At 61.6% G+C, this 16,413-nt stretch carries 14 protein-coding genes; 2 read left to right on the forward strand and 12 right to left on the reverse strand.

Going from position 1 to position 16,413, the window contains the following annotated elements; translation table 11 throughout:
* Positions 1–4 precede the first annotated feature (4 nt).
* Entirely contained in the window at positions 5–1,168 is a 1,164-nt protein-coding gene (locus tag ACMTA2_RS11305) for an isovaleryl-CoA dehydrogenase (protein WP_413794897.1), read from the reverse strand.
* 262 nt (positions 1,169–1,430) lie between these two features.
* On the opposite strand from ACMTA2_RS11305, the gene ACMTA2_RS11310 reads away from it, so the two are divergent.
* Positions 1,431–3,128, forward strand: a complete 1,698-nt coding sequence (locus ACMTA2_RS11310; protein ID WP_413794898.1) for an AMP-binding protein — start codon at positions 1,431–1,433, stop codon at positions 3,126–3,128.
* Positions 3,129–3,781: 653 nt separating this feature from the next.
* Here ACMTA2_RS11310 and ACMTA2_RS11315 read toward each other — a convergent pair.
* From ACMTA2_RS11315 to ACMTA2_RS11325, 3 genes are all read right to left on the reverse strand, one after another.
* On the reverse strand, positions 3,782–4,681 hold the full coding sequence (locus ACMTA2_RS11315) for a hydroxymethylglutaryl-CoA lyase (RefSeq protein ID WP_413794899.1): 900 nt from the start codon (positions 4,679–4,681) through the stop codon (positions 3,782–3,784).
* Positions 4,682–4,831: 150 nt separating this feature from the next.
* Positions 4,832–5,233, reverse strand: coding sequence for a MerR family transcriptional regulator (locus tag ACMTA2_RS11320; RefSeq protein ID WP_057447765.1), 402 nt, complete (start codon positions 5,231–5,233; stop codon positions 4,832–4,834).
* Between the two features lie 119 nt (positions 5,234–5,352).
* A complete protein-coding gene (locus ACMTA2_RS11325; RefSeq protein ID WP_003200002.1) occupies positions 5,353–6,282 on the reverse strand; it encodes a LysR family transcriptional regulator in 930 nt (309 codons plus the stop codon).
* Between the two features lie 178 nt (positions 6,283–6,460).
* On the opposite strand from ACMTA2_RS11325, the gene ACMTA2_RS11330 reads away from it, so the two are divergent.
* A complete protein-coding gene (locus ACMTA2_RS11330; RefSeq protein ID WP_413794900.1) occupies positions 6,461–7,690 on the forward strand; it encodes an acyl-CoA dehydrogenase in 1,230 nt (409 codons plus the stop codon).
* Positions 7,691–7,909: 219 nt separating this feature from the next.
* On the opposite strand, the gene ACMTA2_RS11335 is transcribed toward ACMTA2_RS11330, so the two are convergent.
* The 8 genes from ACMTA2_RS11335 to ACMTA2_RS11370 all read right to left on the reverse strand — a co-directional run bounded on the left by ACMTA2_RS11335 (position 7,910) and on the right by ACMTA2_RS11370 (position 16,197).
* A complete protein-coding gene (locus ACMTA2_RS11335) occupies positions 7,910–8,779 on the reverse strand; it encodes an isocitrate lyase/PEP mutase family protein (protein WP_413794901.1) in 870 nt (289 codons plus the stop codon).
* Between the two features lie 190 nt (positions 8,780–8,969).
* Entirely contained in the window at positions 8,970–10,004 is a 1,035-nt protein-coding gene (astA, locus tag ACMTA2_RS11340) for an arginine N-succinyltransferase (protein ID WP_413794902.1), read from the reverse strand.
* Between the two features lie 61 nt (positions 10,005–10,065).
* The gene (locus tag ACMTA2_RS11345) at positions 10,066–11,082 is read right to left on the reverse strand and encodes an arginine N-succinyltransferase (protein WP_413794903.1); all 1,017 of its coding nucleotides are present in this window, start codon (positions 11,080–11,082) and stop codon (positions 10,066–10,068) included.
* Between the two features lie 110 nt (positions 11,083–11,192).
* Complete coding sequence (locus tag ACMTA2_RS11350) at positions 11,193–12,542, reverse strand: APC family permease (RefSeq protein ID WP_413794904.1); 1,350 nt, start codon at positions 12,540–12,542, stop codon at positions 11,193–11,195.
* A gap of 71 nt (positions 12,543–12,613) precedes the next feature.
* Positions 12,614–13,366: an N-formylglutamate amidohydrolase gene (locus tag ACMTA2_RS11355; RefSeq protein WP_413794905.1), complete on the reverse strand. Its 753-nt coding sequence runs from the start codon at positions 13,364–13,366 to the stop codon at positions 12,614–12,616.
* On the reverse strand, positions 13,350–14,699 hold the full coding sequence (locus ACMTA2_RS11360; protein ID WP_413794906.1) for a type I glutamate--ammonia ligase: 1,350 nt from the start codon (positions 14,697–14,699) through the stop codon (positions 13,350–13,352). Before ACMTA2_RS11360 ends, ACMTA2_RS11355 begins: the two co-directional genes overlap by 17 nt.
* The gene (locus ACMTA2_RS11365) at positions 14,696–15,340 is read right to left on the reverse strand and encodes a cysteine hydrolase family protein (protein ID WP_413794907.1); all 645 of its coding nucleotides are present in this window, start codon (positions 15,338–15,340) and stop codon (positions 14,696–14,698) included. The genes ACMTA2_RS11360 and ACMTA2_RS11365 overlap by 4 nt, the downstream gene beginning before the upstream one ends.
* A gap of 2 nt (positions 15,341–15,342) precedes the next feature.
* Positions 15,343–16,197, reverse strand: coding sequence for a MurR/RpiR family transcriptional regulator (locus ACMTA2_RS11370; protein ID WP_413794908.1), 855 nt, complete (start codon positions 16,195–16,197; stop codon positions 15,343–15,345).
* Between the last annotated feature and the right edge of the window lie 216 nt (positions 16,198–16,413).

Here is a 16,413-nt window from a genome sequence, read left to right on the forward strand (position 1 = left end):
TCCGTTAGCGGGTTTCGTTGAACAGTTCGCGGCCGATCAACATCCGACGAATCTCGCTGGTGCCAGCACCGATTTCGTACAGCTTGGCGTCACGCAGCAGTCGACCGGCGGGGAATTCATTGATGTAGCCATTGCCCCCCAGGATCTGGATCGCGTCGAGGGCCATTTGCGTGGCGCGTTCGGCGCTGTAGAGGATCACTCCGGCGGCGTCCTTGCGGGTGGTTTCGCCGCGCTCGCAAGCCTGGGCCACCGCATACAGGTAGGCGCGGCTGGCGTTGAGCTGGGTGTACATGTCGGCGACCTTGCCCTGGATCAGCTGGAATTCGCCGATGCTCTGGCCGAACTGTTTGCGGTCATGGATGTAGGGCACGATCAGGTCCATGCAGGCCTGCATGATCCCGGTCGGTCCGCCGGACAACACCACACGCTCATAGTCGAGGCCGCTCATCAGCACTTTCACGCCGCCGTTGAGCGCGCCGAGGATGTTGTCTTCCGGCACTTCGACGTCATCGAAAAACAGCTCGCAGGTGTTGGAACCGCGCATGCCGAGCTTGTCGAACTTGTTGCTGCGGCTGAAGCCTTTCCAGTCGCGCTCGACGATGAAGGCGGTGATGCCATGGGGACCTTTTTCCAGGTCGGTCTTGGCGTAGATCACGTAGGTGTTGGCATCGGGGCCGTTGGTGATCCAGGTCTTGCTGCCGTTGAGCACGTACTTGTCGCCACGCTTGTCCGCCCGCAGTTTCATCGAGACCACGTCGGAGCCGGCGTTGGGTTCGCTCATCGCCAGGGCGCCGATGTGTTCGCCGCTGATCAGCTTGGGCAGGTACTTGGTTTTCTGTTCGTGATTGCCGTTGCGGTTGATCTGGTTCACGCAGAGGTTGGAGTGGGCACCGTAGGAGAGGGCGACCGAGGCCGAACCACGGCTGATTTCCTCCATCGCCACCACGTGGGCCAGGTAGCCCAGGCCTGCACCGCCGTATTCTTCCGGTACGGTGATGCCCAGCAGGCCCATGTCGCCGAACTTGCGCCACATGTCGGCGGGAAACAGGTTGTCGATATCGATCTGCGCTGCTCGCGGCGCCAGTTCGGCCTTGACGAAGGCCTGCACCTGGTCGCGCAACATGTCGATGGTTTCGCCGAGGGCAAAGTTCAGGGATGGGTAGCTCATGGGACACCTTTGGCTTTTTTATCGGGTGCTGAGAGGAGGGGATCGCTCTCACCTTTACGTTAACGTAAGCCTGCGACAAATGCCTGTCAACGACCTTTACGTTAACGTCAACTTGGTCCAGAGTCATTGCGGTCGATAGCGCTGCCTGAGCATGACCTTGTGACGCCGAGCAAGCTTGGCTCCCACAGGCTCCGTTGTAGACATTGCTTCACAGTACACAGCCAAGCGTAGCAATCCATTCATAAAAACAAGAGGGCGCGTCATGGATCACCCTGGTTTGCATTCGCAACTCAGCTACACCCGCGGTTCCCAGGCCAAGGCTTTGCTGGCGCAAACCATCGGCGAGGTTTTCGACCAGACGGTGGCCCGTTATCCGGAGGGCGAGGCGTTGGTGGTTCGCCATCAATCGCTGCGTTATACCTGGCAACAACTGGCCGAGGCCGTCGATCTGCATGCCCGAGCCTTGTTGGCGCTAGGCTTGAAAACCGGTGATCGTCTCGGCGTGTGGGCGCCCAATTGCGCCCAGTGGTGCATCAGCCAATTCGCCAGTGCGAAGATCGGCGTGATTCTGGTCAACATCAATCCGGCCTATCGCGTTTCCGAACTCGAATACGTGCTCAAACAGTCCGGATGCCAATGGTTGGTGTGCGCCAGCGCTTTCAAGTCCTTGGATTATCACGCGATGTTGCAAGCGCTGGCGCCAGAGCTGGCGGAGCAGCCGATCGGCCACCTGCAGAGTGAGCGCCTGCCGGATTTGCGCGGTGTGATCAGCCTCGATTCCCAGCCGCCGTCAGGCTTCCTGCCTTGGTCGCAACTGAGTGCATTGGGTGCGGCGGTGACATCGGAACAACTGGCCGAGCGCCAATCCAGCCTGCACTTCGAGCAGCCGGTGAATATTCAGTACACCTCCGGCACCACCGGCTTTCCCAAAGGCGCCACCCTCAGCCACCACAACATCCTCAATAACGGTTACATGGTCGGCGAAAGCCTGGGCCTGACGGCTGGTGATCGGCTGGTGATCCCGGTGCCGCTCTACCATTGCTTCGGCATGGTCATGGGTAACCTGGGCTGCATGACCCATGGCAGCACCATGATCTACCCCAACGATGCCTTCGATCCATTGCTGACGCTAACGGCCGTTGCCGAGGAAAAAGCCACCGCGCTGTATGGCGTGCCCACCATGTTCATCGCCCTGCTGGACCAGCCCCAGCGGGGCGACTTCGACGTGTCCAGCCTGCGCACGGGCATCATGGCCGGGGCCACATGCCCCATCGAAGTGATGCGGCGGGTCATTAATGAGATGCACATGGCCGAAGTGCAGATTGCCTACGGCATGACGGAAACCAGCCCGGTGTCGTTGCAGACTGGTCCTTCAGACGAACTGGAACTGCGCGTAACCACCGTTGGCCGCACCCAGCCGCAACTGGAAAGTAAAATTATCGATGAGACCGGCAATATCGTCCCGCGTGGTGTTGTCGGCGAATTGTGTACCCGCGGCTACAGCGTGATGCTCGGTTACTGGAACAACCCCAAGGGCACCACCGAGGCCATCGACCCGGATGGCTGGATGCACACCGGCGACCTGGCGACCATGGACGAGCAGGGTTATGTCTGCATCGTCGGGCGCAACAAGGACATGATCATCCGTGGCGGGGAGAATATTTACCCGCGCGAGCTGGAGGAGTTCTTCTTCACCCACCCGGCGGTGGCGGATGTGCAAGTGATCGGCATCCCATGCTCGCGTTATGGCGAAGAAATCGTGGCGTGGATCAAGTTTCATCCCGGCCACCACGCCAGCGAACAAGCGCTGCAAGCCTGGTGCAAGGAGCGCATCGCCCACTTCAAGACGCCGCGTCATTTCAAATTCGTCGAAGAGTTCCCGATGACGGTTACCGGCAAAATTCAGAAATTCCGCATGCGCGAGATCAGCATCGAAGAACTGCGCGATAAGCAAAGCTAGCCACAATACTGTGGGAGCGAGCTTGCTCGCGAAGGCGGCGGGATAGTTGACAGATAGGTTGGCTGTGTCGCAGTCATCGCGAGCAAGCTCGCTCCCACAGGGGAAATGGGAAATCCGGGAAAGCACAAAGGGGAGCCGAAGCTCCCCTTTAATTTTGTCGTCGCGTGCTCTTTTTTTATTATTGAGGGGCGGCCTGTTGTTGTTTTTGGCAGCCGTTGCCCTTTACCGCTGTTTTTGGCGATCCCCATCCGGGATCAAGAGCAAACGTATTTTTTTGAGCGCTGATCTGCTTTTTCGCTTTGCGATCCAACCGATTCGGGAGCTACCTGAAGGTAGTTTTATTATTCTCTGCCCGGTTGCGGGTTGCTCCTGGAAGCACCCTGAAAAGCACATCTTCTCCAAAAAAATCTGTTAGCTGCGTCTCTGCCGTGTTGTTTTTGTTATGTCAGAGTCGTTTCGTCTTGTTTTTATTGGGTTTGCCGCGTTTTTTTATTCTTGTTGTGCCAGAGATATAGCAGGTGGCGTGCCAACTTTTAAAACTCTATATAAATCAATATCTTGCATTTTTTGGCTGAAAAACCTGGCGCGTCAAACCTGACAAATTGTTTCCGTGTTACTCGTTTCGCCGCCGTTACAAAGTCAGCGGTAACACCTCACTGTGCGCTGCGGGCCTTGGCGACACGCGAACCGCTAGGGCGGCCGAGCACGTCGCAGATCTGCCTACCCGCGGCAATCAGGGCGTCCAGGTCGACACCGGTTTCGATACCCAGGCCATTGAGCAGGTACAGCACGTCTTCGGTGGCGACGTTACCGCTGGCGCCCTTGGCATAGGGGCAGCCGCCGAGGCCGGCGATGGAGCTGTCGAACACCGCGATGCCTTCCAGCAGGCTGGCGTACACATTGGCCATGGCCTGGCCGTAGGTGTCGTGGAAATGTCCGGCGAGTTTGTCCCGCGGCACTTCGGCGCCCACCACCTCGAACATCCTTCGGGTGTCGCCGGCGGTGCCCGTGCCGATGGTGTCGCCCAGGGAGACTTCGTAACAGCCCATGGCATACAGCTCCCGAGCGACCCAAGCCACCTGCTCAGGCTTGACCGCACCTTCATACGGGCAGCCCAGCACGCAGGACACGTAACCGCGCACACTGACGCCGTGTTGTTTTGCGGCCTCCATGATTGGCGCGAAGCGCGCCAGGCTTTCCTTGATGGAGCAGTTGATGTTGCGCTGGGAAAACGCTTCGGATGCGGCAGCGAACACCGCCACCTCTTTCACGCCCGCCGCCAGCGCATCTTCAAACCCCCGCAGGTTCGGTGCCAGGGCGCCATAGGTCACGCCGGGCTTGCGCTGGATCTGCGCGAACACCTCGGCGGACCCGGCCATTTGCGGCACCCACTTGGGTGAGACGAAACTGCCGACTTCGATATAGCCCAGGCCGGCGGCGCTCAGGGCATCCACCAGGCGCACCTTGTCGGCGACGCTGATGGGCTGGGTTTCATTTTGGAGCCCGTCGCGGGGGCCGACTTCGATCAAGCGTACAAAGGAGGGGAGGGACATGGGTATTGACCTGTGGTGAGTTGCCAATATGTCGAGCGCAATGATGAACCCATTGTGGGAGCGAGCTTGCTCGCGATAGCGGTGGATCAGCTTGCGTCGATGTTGAATGTGCCGTCATCGCGAGCAAGCTCGCTCCCACAGGGGGAAGTGTTACTGGACGATTTCCTCGCCCTTGATCGTCTGCTCCAGCGCCTGGATGCAGCGTTCTTCAGCGGTGTCGAGTTCCAGCTTCATCTGTTCAATGTCCAGTAACTGCTGTTCGAGCTGTTCCCGGCGCTCGGCGATTTTCGCCAGCATGCTGTGCAGTTGTTTCTGGTTGCCGCTGGAGGGATCGTAGAGTTCGATCAACTCGCGGCATTCGGCGAGGGAAAAACCAATGCGTTTGCCACGCAGGATCAGCTTCAGGCTGACCTTGTCCCGCGGCGAATAAATGCGCTCCTGGCCCCGTCGCTCCGGGCTCAACAGGCCTTGTTCTTCATAGAAACGGATGGCCCGTGTGGTGATATCCAACTCGCGGGCGAGGTCGGAGATGCTGTAGGTCTGGCTGCTCATGGACGCGCTCGAAACGAAAGGGCTGCGCTAAGCTAAAGGCAGGTTGACGTTCGCGTCAAGCAATGAGGTTCTGCACACAAAACCTGTGGGAGCGAGCTCGCTCCCACAATCTTGATCACCTAAACCTTGTCGAGCTTCTTCTCATGGGCCGTCACTTGTTGGCACAGCTCGATCATCTGCTCGCGCATCCAGCGGTTGGCCGGGTCCTGGTCGGTGCTTTCGTGCCAGTAGAGGTGGGTTTCCACCGGTGGCACGTCGTTGACCGGGAGCAGGAAGGCATGCAAATCATGGCGCCGTGCAAAGCGCTCCGGGACCGTCATGACCATGTCGGTCTGCTGCAGCACCTGGGAGGCCATCAGGTAATGCTGGGAACGCAGGGCGATCTTGCGCTGGATGCCCATCTTGCCGAGGGCCAGGTCGACGTAACCCAACCCGTTGCGGCGGCTGGAAATATGCACGTGGGTCTGGGCCAGGTAATCGTCGAGACTGATCTTTTCCTTGCCCGCCAAAGGGTGGCCCTTGCGCATGGCGCACACGTAGCGATCTTCCATCAACTTGACGTGGCGCACCTGCGGGTCGGTGTTGAGCGGTGCGTCCACGGCGAAGTCGAGGCGGCCGGCGGCCAGTTCCTTGGTGGTTTCACGGCGCTTGGACAGGAAACTCTCGATCGCCACCGTCGGCGCCAGGCGGCGTAGGCGCTGGAACAGAAGCGGCAGGATTACGCCTTCGGTAAGGTCGGTCATGCTGATGCGGTACGTCTTGACCGCCTGCAACGGATTGAAGATCCGGCTTTCCTGCACCGACACTCGCAGCAGTGACAAGGCGTTGCGCACCGGGCCGATGATGTTCTGGGCCATGGGCGTCGGCACCATCCCTTGGGCGGTGCGCACGAAGAGCGGGTCGTTGAAAGTCTCGCGCAGACGTGCCAGGGCATTGGACACGGCAGGCTGAGTGATGCCGACGATCTGACCGGCACGGGTCAGGTTGGCTTCGGTGTAGATCGCATCGAAGACAATGAAAAGGTTGAGGTCGACCTTGCTCAGATTCATGGCGCTGCACTCTTGTTCTTGGACGTGTTGTGAGGTGCCGGGTGGCGATGCGAATCAGTGAAACATATATCGGTGATGAATGTTAATACACGCCGAGAATAGGTTAGGTAAATTTTCGTAGCTGAACTAGCATCGCTTTCATGACCTGAAATCAACCTCTGCCAAGAAGGTGCTGCTCATGGATTTTGCCTATTCCCCCAAGGTTCAGGAATTGCGTGAACGCGTCACGGCGTTCATGGATGCCTACGTCTATCCGGCCGAAGCGGTGTTCGAACGGCAAGTGGCCGAGGGCGACCGCTGGCAACCCACGGCCATCATGGAAGAGCTCAAGGCCAAGGCCAAGGCCGAAGGCCTGTGGAACCTGTTCCTGCCTGAGTCCGAACTGGGCGCCGGCCTGACCAACCTGGAATACGCGCCGCTGGCAGAAATCATGGGGCGCTCGTTGCTGGGGCCGGAGCCGTTCAACTGCTCGGCGCCGGACACCGGCAACATGGAAGTGCTGGTGCGCTACGCCAATGAAGAACAAAAGCAACGCTGGCTCGAGCCACTGCTGCGTGGCGAGATTCGCTCGGCCTTTGCCATGACCGAGCCGGACGTGGCCTCTTCGGACGCCACCAACATGGCCGCCCGCGCCGAGCGCGACGGCGACCAGTGGGTCATCAATGGCAAGAAGTGGTGGACCTCAGGGGCCTGCGACCCGCGCTGCAAGATCCTGATCTTCATGGGCCTGAGCAACCCCGATGCGCCACGCCATGCCCAGCATTCGATGATCCTGGTCCCGGTGGACACCCCCGGGGTCAAGATCGTCCGGCCGCTGCCGGTGTTCGGTTACGACGATGCGCCTCACGGCCATGCCGAAGTACTGTTCGATAACGTGCGGGTGCCATACGAAAACGTCCTGTTGGGCGAAGGCCGCGGCTTTGAAATTGCCCAGGGGCGCCTCGGCCCGGGCCGGATTCACCACTGCATGCGTTCCATCGGCATGGCCGAGCGCGCCTTGGAATTGATGTGCAAGCGGGCCGTCAGCCGCACCGCTTTCGGCCAGCCGTTGGCGCGCCTGGGCGGTAACATCGACAAGATCGCCGACTCGCGGATGGAAATCGACATGGCGCGCCTGCTGACGTTGAAGGCGGCGTACATGATGGACACCGTCGGCAACAAGGTGGCGAAAAGTGAAATCGCTCAGATCAAGGTCGTCGCGCCGAACGTGGCCTTGAGGGTCATCGACCGGGCGATCCAGATCCACGGCGGCGCGGGGGTTTCCAACGATTTCCCGCTGGCCTACATGTACGCCATGCAACGCACCCTGCGCCTGGCCGACGGCCCGGACGAAGTCCACCGCGCCGCCATCGGCAAGTTCGAGCTCGGCAAGTATGTGCCCAGGGAGATGTTGCGTAGCGGGCGCTGAAGGCCTGTTTCACCCTGGCAACGCCATCGCATTCACCACAGATCCCCAGTGGGCGCGAGCTTGCTCGCGATGGCGCTGGCACGTCCCACACTCATGCAAGCTGAACCGCCGCTATCGCGAGCAAGCTCGCTCCCACAGGGAACGGGGTGTGTGCCCGAGATAGACGACGCACCGTAAACCCACTGTGGGAGCGAGCTTGCTCGCGATGGCGGCTCTAGGCTACTCCTTGACGCTCATGTACTCCTCGGCCCAGCGGATGTAGTCCTCGGGCTGGGTGTAGGTGTGCGTCAGTTCGGTGGCGCTGAGGTCCGACGCCTGGGTGAAGATCTGCCGTTGTTCGCGGAGGCTGTCGTAGGTGGCCTTGATCGCCGCGAAGTAGGCGCCGTGGCCGTCGATGGTCACCCGCACGCCCAGTTCGGCCAGGCGCTTGTCGTCGCGCAGCAACGGGTTGCCATAGGTGACAAGCATCAGCGGCACTGTCAGGTTTTCGCTGATCTTTTCCAGGTGATCGAAGTCTTGCACGCCCACCATGCAGATCCCATCGGCCCCGGCGCGCTCATATTGCTGGGTCCGGCTGATGATTTCCTGAACCGGCAGAATCCCGGCGTTGGTCCGGGCGATGATCGCCATTTCCGGATCCACGCGCGCCTCCAGCGCCGCACGAATCTTGCCGACGCCCTCGGCTACCCCGATCAAGTCGGTGGATTTGCGCCCGAACTGGGCCGGCAGCAAGGTGTCCTCGATGGTCAGCGCCGCGACGCCAGCCCGTTCCAATTCGATGATGGTGCGCATCACGTTCAGGGCATTGCCGTAGCCATGGTCGGCGTCGGCAATGACCGGCAATTGGGCCACGCGCCCGATGCGGGTGGCCTGTTCGGCGAATTCGCTGAGGGTGATCAGGGCGAAGTCCGGCGCGCCCAATACTTGCAACGACGCCACCGAGCCTCCGAGGATGCCTACTTCAAAGCCCAGGTCGGCGGCGATGCGCGCCGACATCGGGTCAAACACCGAGGCGGTGTGGTAGCAGGTTTCGGATGCCAGCAGTTGACGAAAGTTACGACGCAAATCTTGATGGGAAAGCCTGGACATATGAGTTCCACCAATGGAATGGAAAGGCTTGAGCAAAAGTGTCAACGCCGAAAGATCCAAAGGCTATCACGTGGCAAGCGCAAAGATGATGACGAATGTGCATGGGCGATGTTGTTATGGCATCAGGCTAGACCACCGGGCCGCAGGCTCGGCCGCCGGTGCTCTTGCGGCCAGGCGCAAACACGAGGGACTACGCCGCTACCGCCTGCTGCCCCTGCCTGGACAATGCCACGGCGCGCACCGTGTCGCCCGGTTGCACCTGCAGGCGTTTGGCGGTGAGGCGATCGACGAGGAGAGTGTGGCCATGCAGGTGCGCACGGGCGCTGGTGACGCGGCAATTTTCCAGGCGCCGGTTGTGGATCAGCCAGACCTGTGCCTGTTCGTCCGGGATGCCGATGGTCAGGGTCAGCGCCTGGCTGTCACGTACGCTGCGGATCTTCGACACGGGCGCCTCGATCACCGGACCACCGTCGAAAATGTCGATGTAGCCCTTATGGCTGAAACCTTCGGCACTGAGGATCTTCAGGGCCGGCTCGGTGTTCGGGTGAGCCTTGCCGATCACCGCCTGGGCCTGTTCGGTGAGCAAGCAGGTATACAGCGGTTGGCGAGGCATCAGCTCGGCGATGAACGACTTGTTGCCCATGCCGGACAACTGGTCGGCGTAGCTGAAATCCTTCTTGAAAAAGTGCCGTCCCAGGCTGTCCCAGAACGGCGAACAGCCTTGTTCGTCGGCATGCCCCCTCAGTTCGGCGATCAGTTTTTCGCCGAACAGATGGGAAAACTCGGCCACGAACAGCAGGCGCGCGAGGGACAGCAGGCGCCCGTTGTGGCCGTGGCGTTGGTCGGGGTGCAGGAACAATGAGCAGATTTCCGATTGCCCGGACATCTCGTTGTTGAGAAACAGCGTCGGGATCTGCCGCTGGATCCCCAGCTCCGGCGCCGAGCTGACCGTGACCCCGACCCGATAGTTGTACCAGGGCTCGCGCAGCCCCACCGCCCCGGTCAGGGCGCTGATGCCCACGACCTGTCGATCATCGTCTTCGAGCACGAACAGGTAGTCGGCGTCGGCACGTTCGACTTGCCCGGCAAAAGTCCGCTGGGCCCAGCGAACGCGGTGGGCGAGGCGCTCTTCGTTGGCCGGCAGGCTGGTGAAACCGGGGCCCGCGCAACGGGCCAGCTCCAGCAAGGCAGGCAGATCGGTGATGGCCACCGGACGGACAATCATGATGCAGCTCCTTCATCGTGTCGGTCCAAACGTCGGGACTGGCCAGGGGATTGAGTGAGGTTCATAAGGCAACCACCCGGATCCGCGCGCCATCCTGGATGTCCAGGGCGGTCAGCATGGCGGGCGACAGGGTCACCGGGCCGTCGGCGTCTACGTCCAGTTCGGCGACGATGGCCCGATAGCTTTCCAGGCGCTCGTTACTCACCAGGTACAGGCCCCGTGCGTCAATCTGCAGGCTCTGCCTGGCGGTGGTGAGGCGACTTTGCGTGATGGAGCGGATATGGGCGACTCGGGCGTGCAAGGTCGGCCCGCCGTCGAAGATATCGACGTAGCTGTTGGTTTCGAAACCCTCACGCTCGAGGATGTCGAAGGCTTCCTGGCCGTCGGGGTGCACCCGGCCGATGCAGGCCTGGGCCGCTGGCGGGAGCATGGGCACGTAGATCGGGTATTGCGGCATCAGCTCGGCGAGAAAGGTCCGGCTCTGTAAGCCACACAACCGTTCGGCTTCGACGTAGGGCAGGTCGAAGAAATGTTGGCCGATGGCATCCCAGAAGGGTGACTGGCCGTCTTCGCTGCTGAAACCGACGATTTCGGTGATGACCGATTCGGCAAAGCGCTGAGGGTGAGCGGCGATGAACATCAGCCGGGCCCGGGACAGCAACTCTGATGCCGGCGTGCGCACCCGTTCGGCGTCGATATGGAAACCACGCAGCAGTGTTTGCCCGTTGAGGTCCTGGCACAGCGATAGCGCGGGTACACCATGTTGGATGTTCAGCTCCCGGGACTCGCTGGAAAATGGTCGGTTGCGCAGGCTGTAGAACGGTTCGTTGCAACCGGTTCGGGAGAGGATGTCCGAACAACCGACCAGGCGCCCGGATGCCAGGTCCTGCAAGACGAAAAAATAACTCTCGGCACCTGGCCCCTGCGCATCGGCCGCGAACGAGGCGCACGAGTCGAGGATTTTTTCCTCCAGGCGCCGGGTATCGTCCGGCAGCGACGTGACGCCCACCAGGCTGTCGCGCGCCAGTCGTTGCAGTTGCGGCAGATCGGCTAATTGAACTGGACGTAAGGCCAGCATGGATTGCACTCCTGTTCCAGAGAGCCCGATGACGGGCACCGGGCTTGACGATCACTGTCGATGTCCACGCGTTGTTGCCACGGCTGGCCGAACCCTTCGACCAGCGCTTTTCATTGGCCCGCAGGATCGGGCAGTGCGGTACGACTGCCGAATTTGTTCAGCAGGCACAGATAGACCACACCTGCGGCAATCCAGATCAGGCCGAGCTTCTGCGCTGCCACGCCCATGTTGTACATGATGGCCGCGACGATCACGAAGCCGACCAGTGGGCAGATCAGGTGGCGAATCAGTTGGCCGGACCGCTGGCGGCGCCAGTAATGGTTGATGACCGTGATGTGCAGCAACATGAAGCCGCTCAGGGCGCCGAAGTTGACCAGGGAGGTCAGGGTGTCCACAGCGTTGATGAACAGGTAGCAGATCAGCAACGACAGCACCGCCACCAGGTAGATGCTTATGTACGGGGTGTTGTGTTTCGGATGGACCTTGGCCAGCACCTTGGGCAACTGGCCGTCCCGGGCCATGCCGAACAACAGGCGCGACACCGCTGCCTGGGAGGTGATCGCCACCGCTACGCCCCAGGCCAGTGCCGTGGCCACCGCAGTCAACGTGGCCAGCCAACTGCCCGCCGCCAGTTCGGCGATTTCATAGAACGCGGTGTCAGCAGACTTGAAACCCATGCCGGCCGCCAGGTCGGTGGCGATCCAGGTCTGCACCACGAAAATCGCCCCCATCACCAGCAAGGTCACCAGCGCCGCCTTGCCGACGCTGCGGCCCGGGTCGCCCTTGATCTCTTCGGCCAGCGTGGAAATGGCGTCGAAGCCCAGGAACGACAGTACTGCGATGGACACGGCTTGCATCAGCAGGGCGAAGTTGAAGTGCTCCGGGCTGTACAGCGGCGTCAGGGTCAGTTGGCCGTTACCGGCCCCGCCGTGCAGGGCGTTCCAGGCGTAGAACAGGAAAATCCCCAGCACCACCAGCTGTGCCAGCAGGAAAATGATGTTCATCCGCGCGGTGAACGTGATGCCCCGCAGGTTGACGAAGGTTGCGCTTACCAGGAAGGCCAGGATGAAACCGACCTTGGGAATGTCCGGGTACAAATGGTTCAGCGCCATGGCGGCATAGACATAGAGCAGCGGCGGGATCAGCAGGTAGTCCAGCAGCATCAACCAGCCGGCGATGAACCCTACGTGTGGGTTAAGGCCCCGTTGCGCGTAGGAATAGACCGAACCTGCCACCGGAAAGGCCCGGGCCATGCTGCCGTAGCTCAACGCGGTAAAGAGCATCGCCACCATGCCGATGATGTACGCCAGCGGCACCATCCCGGGTGCTTCGGCATTGACGTAGCCATATACGCCGAACGGTGCGATGGGGATCATGAAAATCATCCCGTAGACCACCAGGTCTGTCAGCGACAGGCCGCGTTTCAATTCCTGTTTGTAGCCAAATGCCTCGATGCTCATGAGCCGTTTTCCTTTTCAGCTGTGTGGGTTGCGCTTGCTTGCTGTCTGTCGCTGGACACTTGTTGCTGCCGCTACAGCAGCGGCGCCAGGTAGGCGCTCCAGGTCCGTACCGCCTCGGAACTGCGCAGTTGGTCGTTGCGCACTTCGATCAGCACCGAATCCAGGCCGCGGCCGTCGCCGTGCACCGGGACCGTCATGTCGGTGAGGGGGTTTATCTTGTAGGGCTGGTTGCCCGCTGCCCGCAGCGAATGCCGGGTCAGCCCGTCGACGATGCGCTGGGCGTAGTCCTTGGCTTCGCCGAACAGCACGCCGGCTTCCAGGGCGCGCGGCTGGCCATAGAACACCGGGGTGAAACTGTGGATGCCCACCACGCGCACCGTCCGATTGGCAGCCAGGCGCTGGTCGATCAACGCTCGCAACCGATCGTGGAAGGGATGGAACAGGCACTGCTGGCGATAGGCGCGCGTGGCCTCGTCCAGGTCGTGGTTGCCCGGGACCTGGTAGATCTCGCTCTGGGCCGGAATGCTGTCGGGCACGTGCAGCGGGCGGTTGAGGTCGATCAACAACCGTGAGTAATTGGCCGACAGCAAGGTCGCACCGAGGGTTTCGGACAGGCGTTCGGCCAGGAGCAGGGCGCCGATGTCCCAGGCGATGTGTTCCTGGGACGCGGTTTCGTCCAGGCCCAGGTCGTTCAGCGCCACGGGAATGAAACGGCTGGCGTGTTCGCACACCAGCAGCACCGGGTGTTCGGATTCCTCCCGGGTCAATCGATAGGCTGGCCTGGTGTAAAGGCCCGATTCAGCGCATTCAATAGATTCTTGCATAGTGCTCGCAACGCTCGGCAGGTGAGAGTGCCTGGGTCAAGGCCAGCTCCTGGGCCTTCAAGGCGAAGTAGGTTTCGACCAGCGGGCCGGGCAGGGTTTCGAGCAGCGCCCCGCTGTGGCGCAGGCCGTCCAGTGCCTGGGCCAGGGTTGTCGGCAGGGCGATAATGCCACGGGCGCGACGTTGTGCTTCATCCAGTTCATCGGGTATTTCATCGGTGACAGCCAGCAGTGGCAGCCGTTGTTGGATGCCCAGCCGCCCGGCAATCAACAGCGCCGCCATCGCCAGGTGCGGCGAGGCGGTGGCGTCCATGGCGCGGAACTCCAGGTTGTACTGGTTCGCCAGCGGTTTGCCGCTCAGGCTCACGGTCGGGCAGATGCGCAACGCCGCTTCGCGGTTGTGCTGTCCCAGGCACGCATAGGATGCGCTCCAGTGATGAGGTTGCAGGCGTTCGTAGGACACCGGCGTCGGCGCGGTCAGCGCACACAGTGCAGGCAGATAGTGCAGCACACCCGCGGCCCAATGCTGGCCGAGGCTGGACAAGCCGTTGCTGCTGGCGGCGTCATGCAGCACCGGGTCCGCGCTCAGGTCTTGCAGGCTCAGGTGTAAATGCACGCCATTGCACACGGCATGTTCCGAAACCTTGGGGGCGAAGCTCACGTCCAGGCCCATCTGCCGGGCGATCTCGCGGGTGATTTCCCGTACGTTCACGGCCCGGTCGGCAGCGGCCACGCCCAGGGTTGGGCGGCAGGTGATTTCGTATTGCTGCTTGCCGTATTCGGGCAGGAACATTTCCGGTTCGACGCCGCCGGCCCGCAGGGCGCTGAGCAACCACCCGGCGAACCCGGCCTGCTGGCGCTGGGCCTGGAGGCTGAAGGCCAGGCGATCAGGCTGCGCAGGCGTGGCAACCAGGTTGAATTCATGCTCGAACGCGGCGAAGACCTGCAGGCCCAGTTCGCTGCGATAACGCTCCACTTCGTCCTGCAGCAGGGTGCGCGGGCAGGCGGCCCAGGGCCGACCGTCAGTCTCGCGCACGTCGCAATGGATGAAGTCCAGGGCGGGGGCCTGGGGATCGGGGCCATTGTTGACGGTTACCCGGCTGGACAGGTCCGGTACCAGCCGCAGGTCGCCATAGGCGCCCCAAGGATTGGCCTGCGCGATGATGTCCTGGGGCGTCAGCGCGCTGTTGGCCGGCACCCAGCCACAACCGGCGGCGACGTAATGGGGTAATTCATCGCTGGGAAACGAGCGCCCGCGGGTCACGCCAATCAGGTCGGTGGTCACCAGGGTCGTGACCGGCAGCGGCGCGAGGAGAGCGGCATCGAGGCGGCTCATGGCTGCATCTCCTGCAAACGAGCGAGTACCGTGTCGGTGTTGGTGATCCAGCAATAGCCCTTGATCGCGTTCAGGCATGCCAGGTGCCGCTGTTCGGTGTAGGTGGCGCAGGCGTCTTCCACCAGCGTGACCAGGTAGCCGCGGTCGGCGGCGTCGCGCACGGCCATGTCGACGCACTGGTCGGTGACGATCCCGGCGACGATCAAGTGCCGGGTCTGCAGGTTGCGCAGCACGTAATCGATGTTGGTGGAATTGAACACCCCGGAGGAGGTCTTGGGCAGCACGATTTCGTTTTCCTGTGGCGCCAGTTCGGCAATGATCTGCGCCTCGGGGCTGCCTTTGGGCAGGTGCATGTCCGACAGCTTGTGATCCAGGGAGCGGTCGCGGCCATCGGCGGTGAGGCTTTCGATGTGGGTGTGCAACACGTTGTGCTGCCCTTCGCGCATCGCGTTGAGCAAGCGCTGCTGGTTGGGGATGACCTGCTGGCGGGCCCGCTGGATGAAATACTCGGCCTCGCGGGTGTGCAGGTGGGCATCGAATTGCGGTTCCAGCCAGGCGCGTTGCATGTCCACTAGCAGCAAGGCGGTGTGCTGGCAGGTGAACGGCAGATCCCGGGGCGAGCGGTGGGGGAGCGAGAACATCCTTATTTTTCCTCCAACAGGTGCGTGTTGAATTCCGAGCGCAAGGCGTCGATGCCTTCCAGGCGTTCGGCCAGCTCGGGGCATTGCAGGGTCAGGCAGGCGATCAGGGCCTCGACCTGGGCCAGCGCCGGCACCAGGCTGTCGAAAGCCGAGACCGATTCCACCGGGGCGCTGATGATCAGGTCGGCCAGCTCGCGCAACGGCGAAGCATAGACGTCGCTGAACAGGACGACCCGGGCGTGCCGCGCCTTGGTCGCGCTGGCCACGCGCAGGGCCTGGGCCTGGTAGCGACGGTAATCGAAAATCAGCACCACGTCCTGGCGTTGCACGTCGAACAGCCGGTCAGGCAATTGGGCGTTGTCATCCAGGGCAAAACAGCCGGCGCGCAGCAGCCGCAAATGGTTGAGCAGGTAATGGGCCAGGAAGCTGCTGAAGCGGCCGCCGAAGCAATGTATCTGGTGGCGGCTGTCGAGTAACCACTGCACGAGAATGCGCACGTCTTCGGGTTGGGTCAGGGCCTGGGTGTCGATGAGGTGGCGTTGGCTGGAGGCCAGGTACTGGCTCCAGGTATCGCCTTGCTGAAGCTTGGCCCGCGGTTGCAACAGGGTGCGGGGGGAGCGCAGGCGATGGTCCATGTCGCTGAGCAGCGCATCCTGGAACTCGGCATAACCGCCAAACCCGAGTTTTTTCACCAGCCGCACGATGGTCGGGTCGCTGACACCGGCATGGTCTGCCAGGCGTGACATCGGACCGAGGCCGTTGCGTGGGTAGTGATCGAGCAGGGCACGTACGACCTTGCGTTCCGCCGGCGTCAACACCAGGCCGGGATCGGTGATCAGGTCTCTGAGGGGGGGCATCCGTGCTCCTTGCGAGGATGAGTGTTGAATTTCTTTCATAACTACTGAAAACAGTATTTATGTAGCTGGCGCTACATGTCCAGTGGTTTTTACGTTCGGTTTAAAATGATCCAAAGTTGTGCGAAAGCCTTGTAGGCGTTGGTCTCGGCCAAGCGAACTTGGTATGTCAGTCGATGCTTCTGGATATGTCGGAAATAACGTCTTTTTGTCTCAGTT

This window comes from Pseudomonas medicaginis (assembly GCF_965119365.1).
GTDB lineage: Bacteria > Pseudomonadota > Gammaproteobacteria > Pseudomonadales > Pseudomonadaceae > Aquipseudomonas.

Bases quoted from the DNA above. Each gene is read 5' to 3' on its own strand.
- ACMTA2_RS11310 (WP_413794898.1), top strand. From the start codon at position 1,431: ATGGATCACCCTGGTTTGCATTCGCAACTCAGCTACACCCGCGGTTCC.
- ACMTA2_RS11330 (WP_413794900.1), top strand. From the start codon at position 6,461: ATGGATTTTGCCTATTCCCCCAAGGTTCAGGAATTGCGTGAACGCGTC.
- ACMTA2_RS11320 (WP_057447765.1), bottom strand. From the start codon at position 5,233: ATGAGCAGCCAGACCTACAGCATCTCCGACCTCGCCCGCGAGTTGGAT.
- ACMTA2_RS11355 (WP_413794905.1), bottom strand. From the start codon at position 13,366: ATGCAAGAATCTATTGAATGCGCTGAATCGGGCCTTTACACCAGGCCA.
- ACMTA2_RS11360 (WP_413794906.1), bottom strand. From the start codon at position 14,699: ATGAGCCGCCTCGATGCCGCTCTCCTCGCGCCGCTGCCGGTCACGACC.
- ACMTA2_RS11345 (WP_413794903.1), bottom strand. From the start codon at position 11,082: ATGCTGGCCTTACGTCCAGTTCAATTAGCCGATCTGCCGCAACTGCAA.
- ACMTA2_RS11370 (WP_413794908.1), bottom strand. From the start codon at position 16,197: ATGCCCCCCCTCAGAGACCTGATCACCGATCCCGGCCTGGTGTTGACG.
- astA (WP_413794902.1), bottom strand. From the start codon at position 10,004: ATGATTGTCCGTCCGGTGGCCATCACCGATCTGCCTGCCTTGCTGGAG.
- ACMTA2_RS11315 (WP_413794899.1), bottom strand. From the start codon at position 4,681: ATGTCCCTCCCCTCCTTTGTACGCTTGATCGAAGTCGGCCCCCGCGAC.
- ACMTA2_RS11325 (WP_003200002.1), bottom strand. From the start codon at position 6,282: ATGAATCTGAGCAAGGTCGACCTCAACCTTTTCATTGTCTTCGATGCG.
- ACMTA2_RS11365 (WP_413794907.1), bottom strand. From the start codon at position 15,340: ATGTTCTCGCTCCCCCACCGCTCGCCCCGGGATCTGCCGTTCACCTGC.
- ACMTA2_RS11350 (WP_413794904.1), bottom strand. From the start codon at position 12,542: ATGAGCATCGAGGCATTTGGCTACAAACAGGAATTGAAACGCGGCCTG.
- ACMTA2_RS11305 (WP_413794897.1), bottom strand. From the start codon at position 1,168: ATGAGCTACCCATCCCTGAACTTTGCCCTCGGCGAAACCATCGACATG.
- ACMTA2_RS11335 (WP_413794901.1), bottom strand. From the start codon at position 8,779: ATGTCCAGGCTTTCCCATCAAGATTTGCGTCGTAACTTTCGTCAACTG.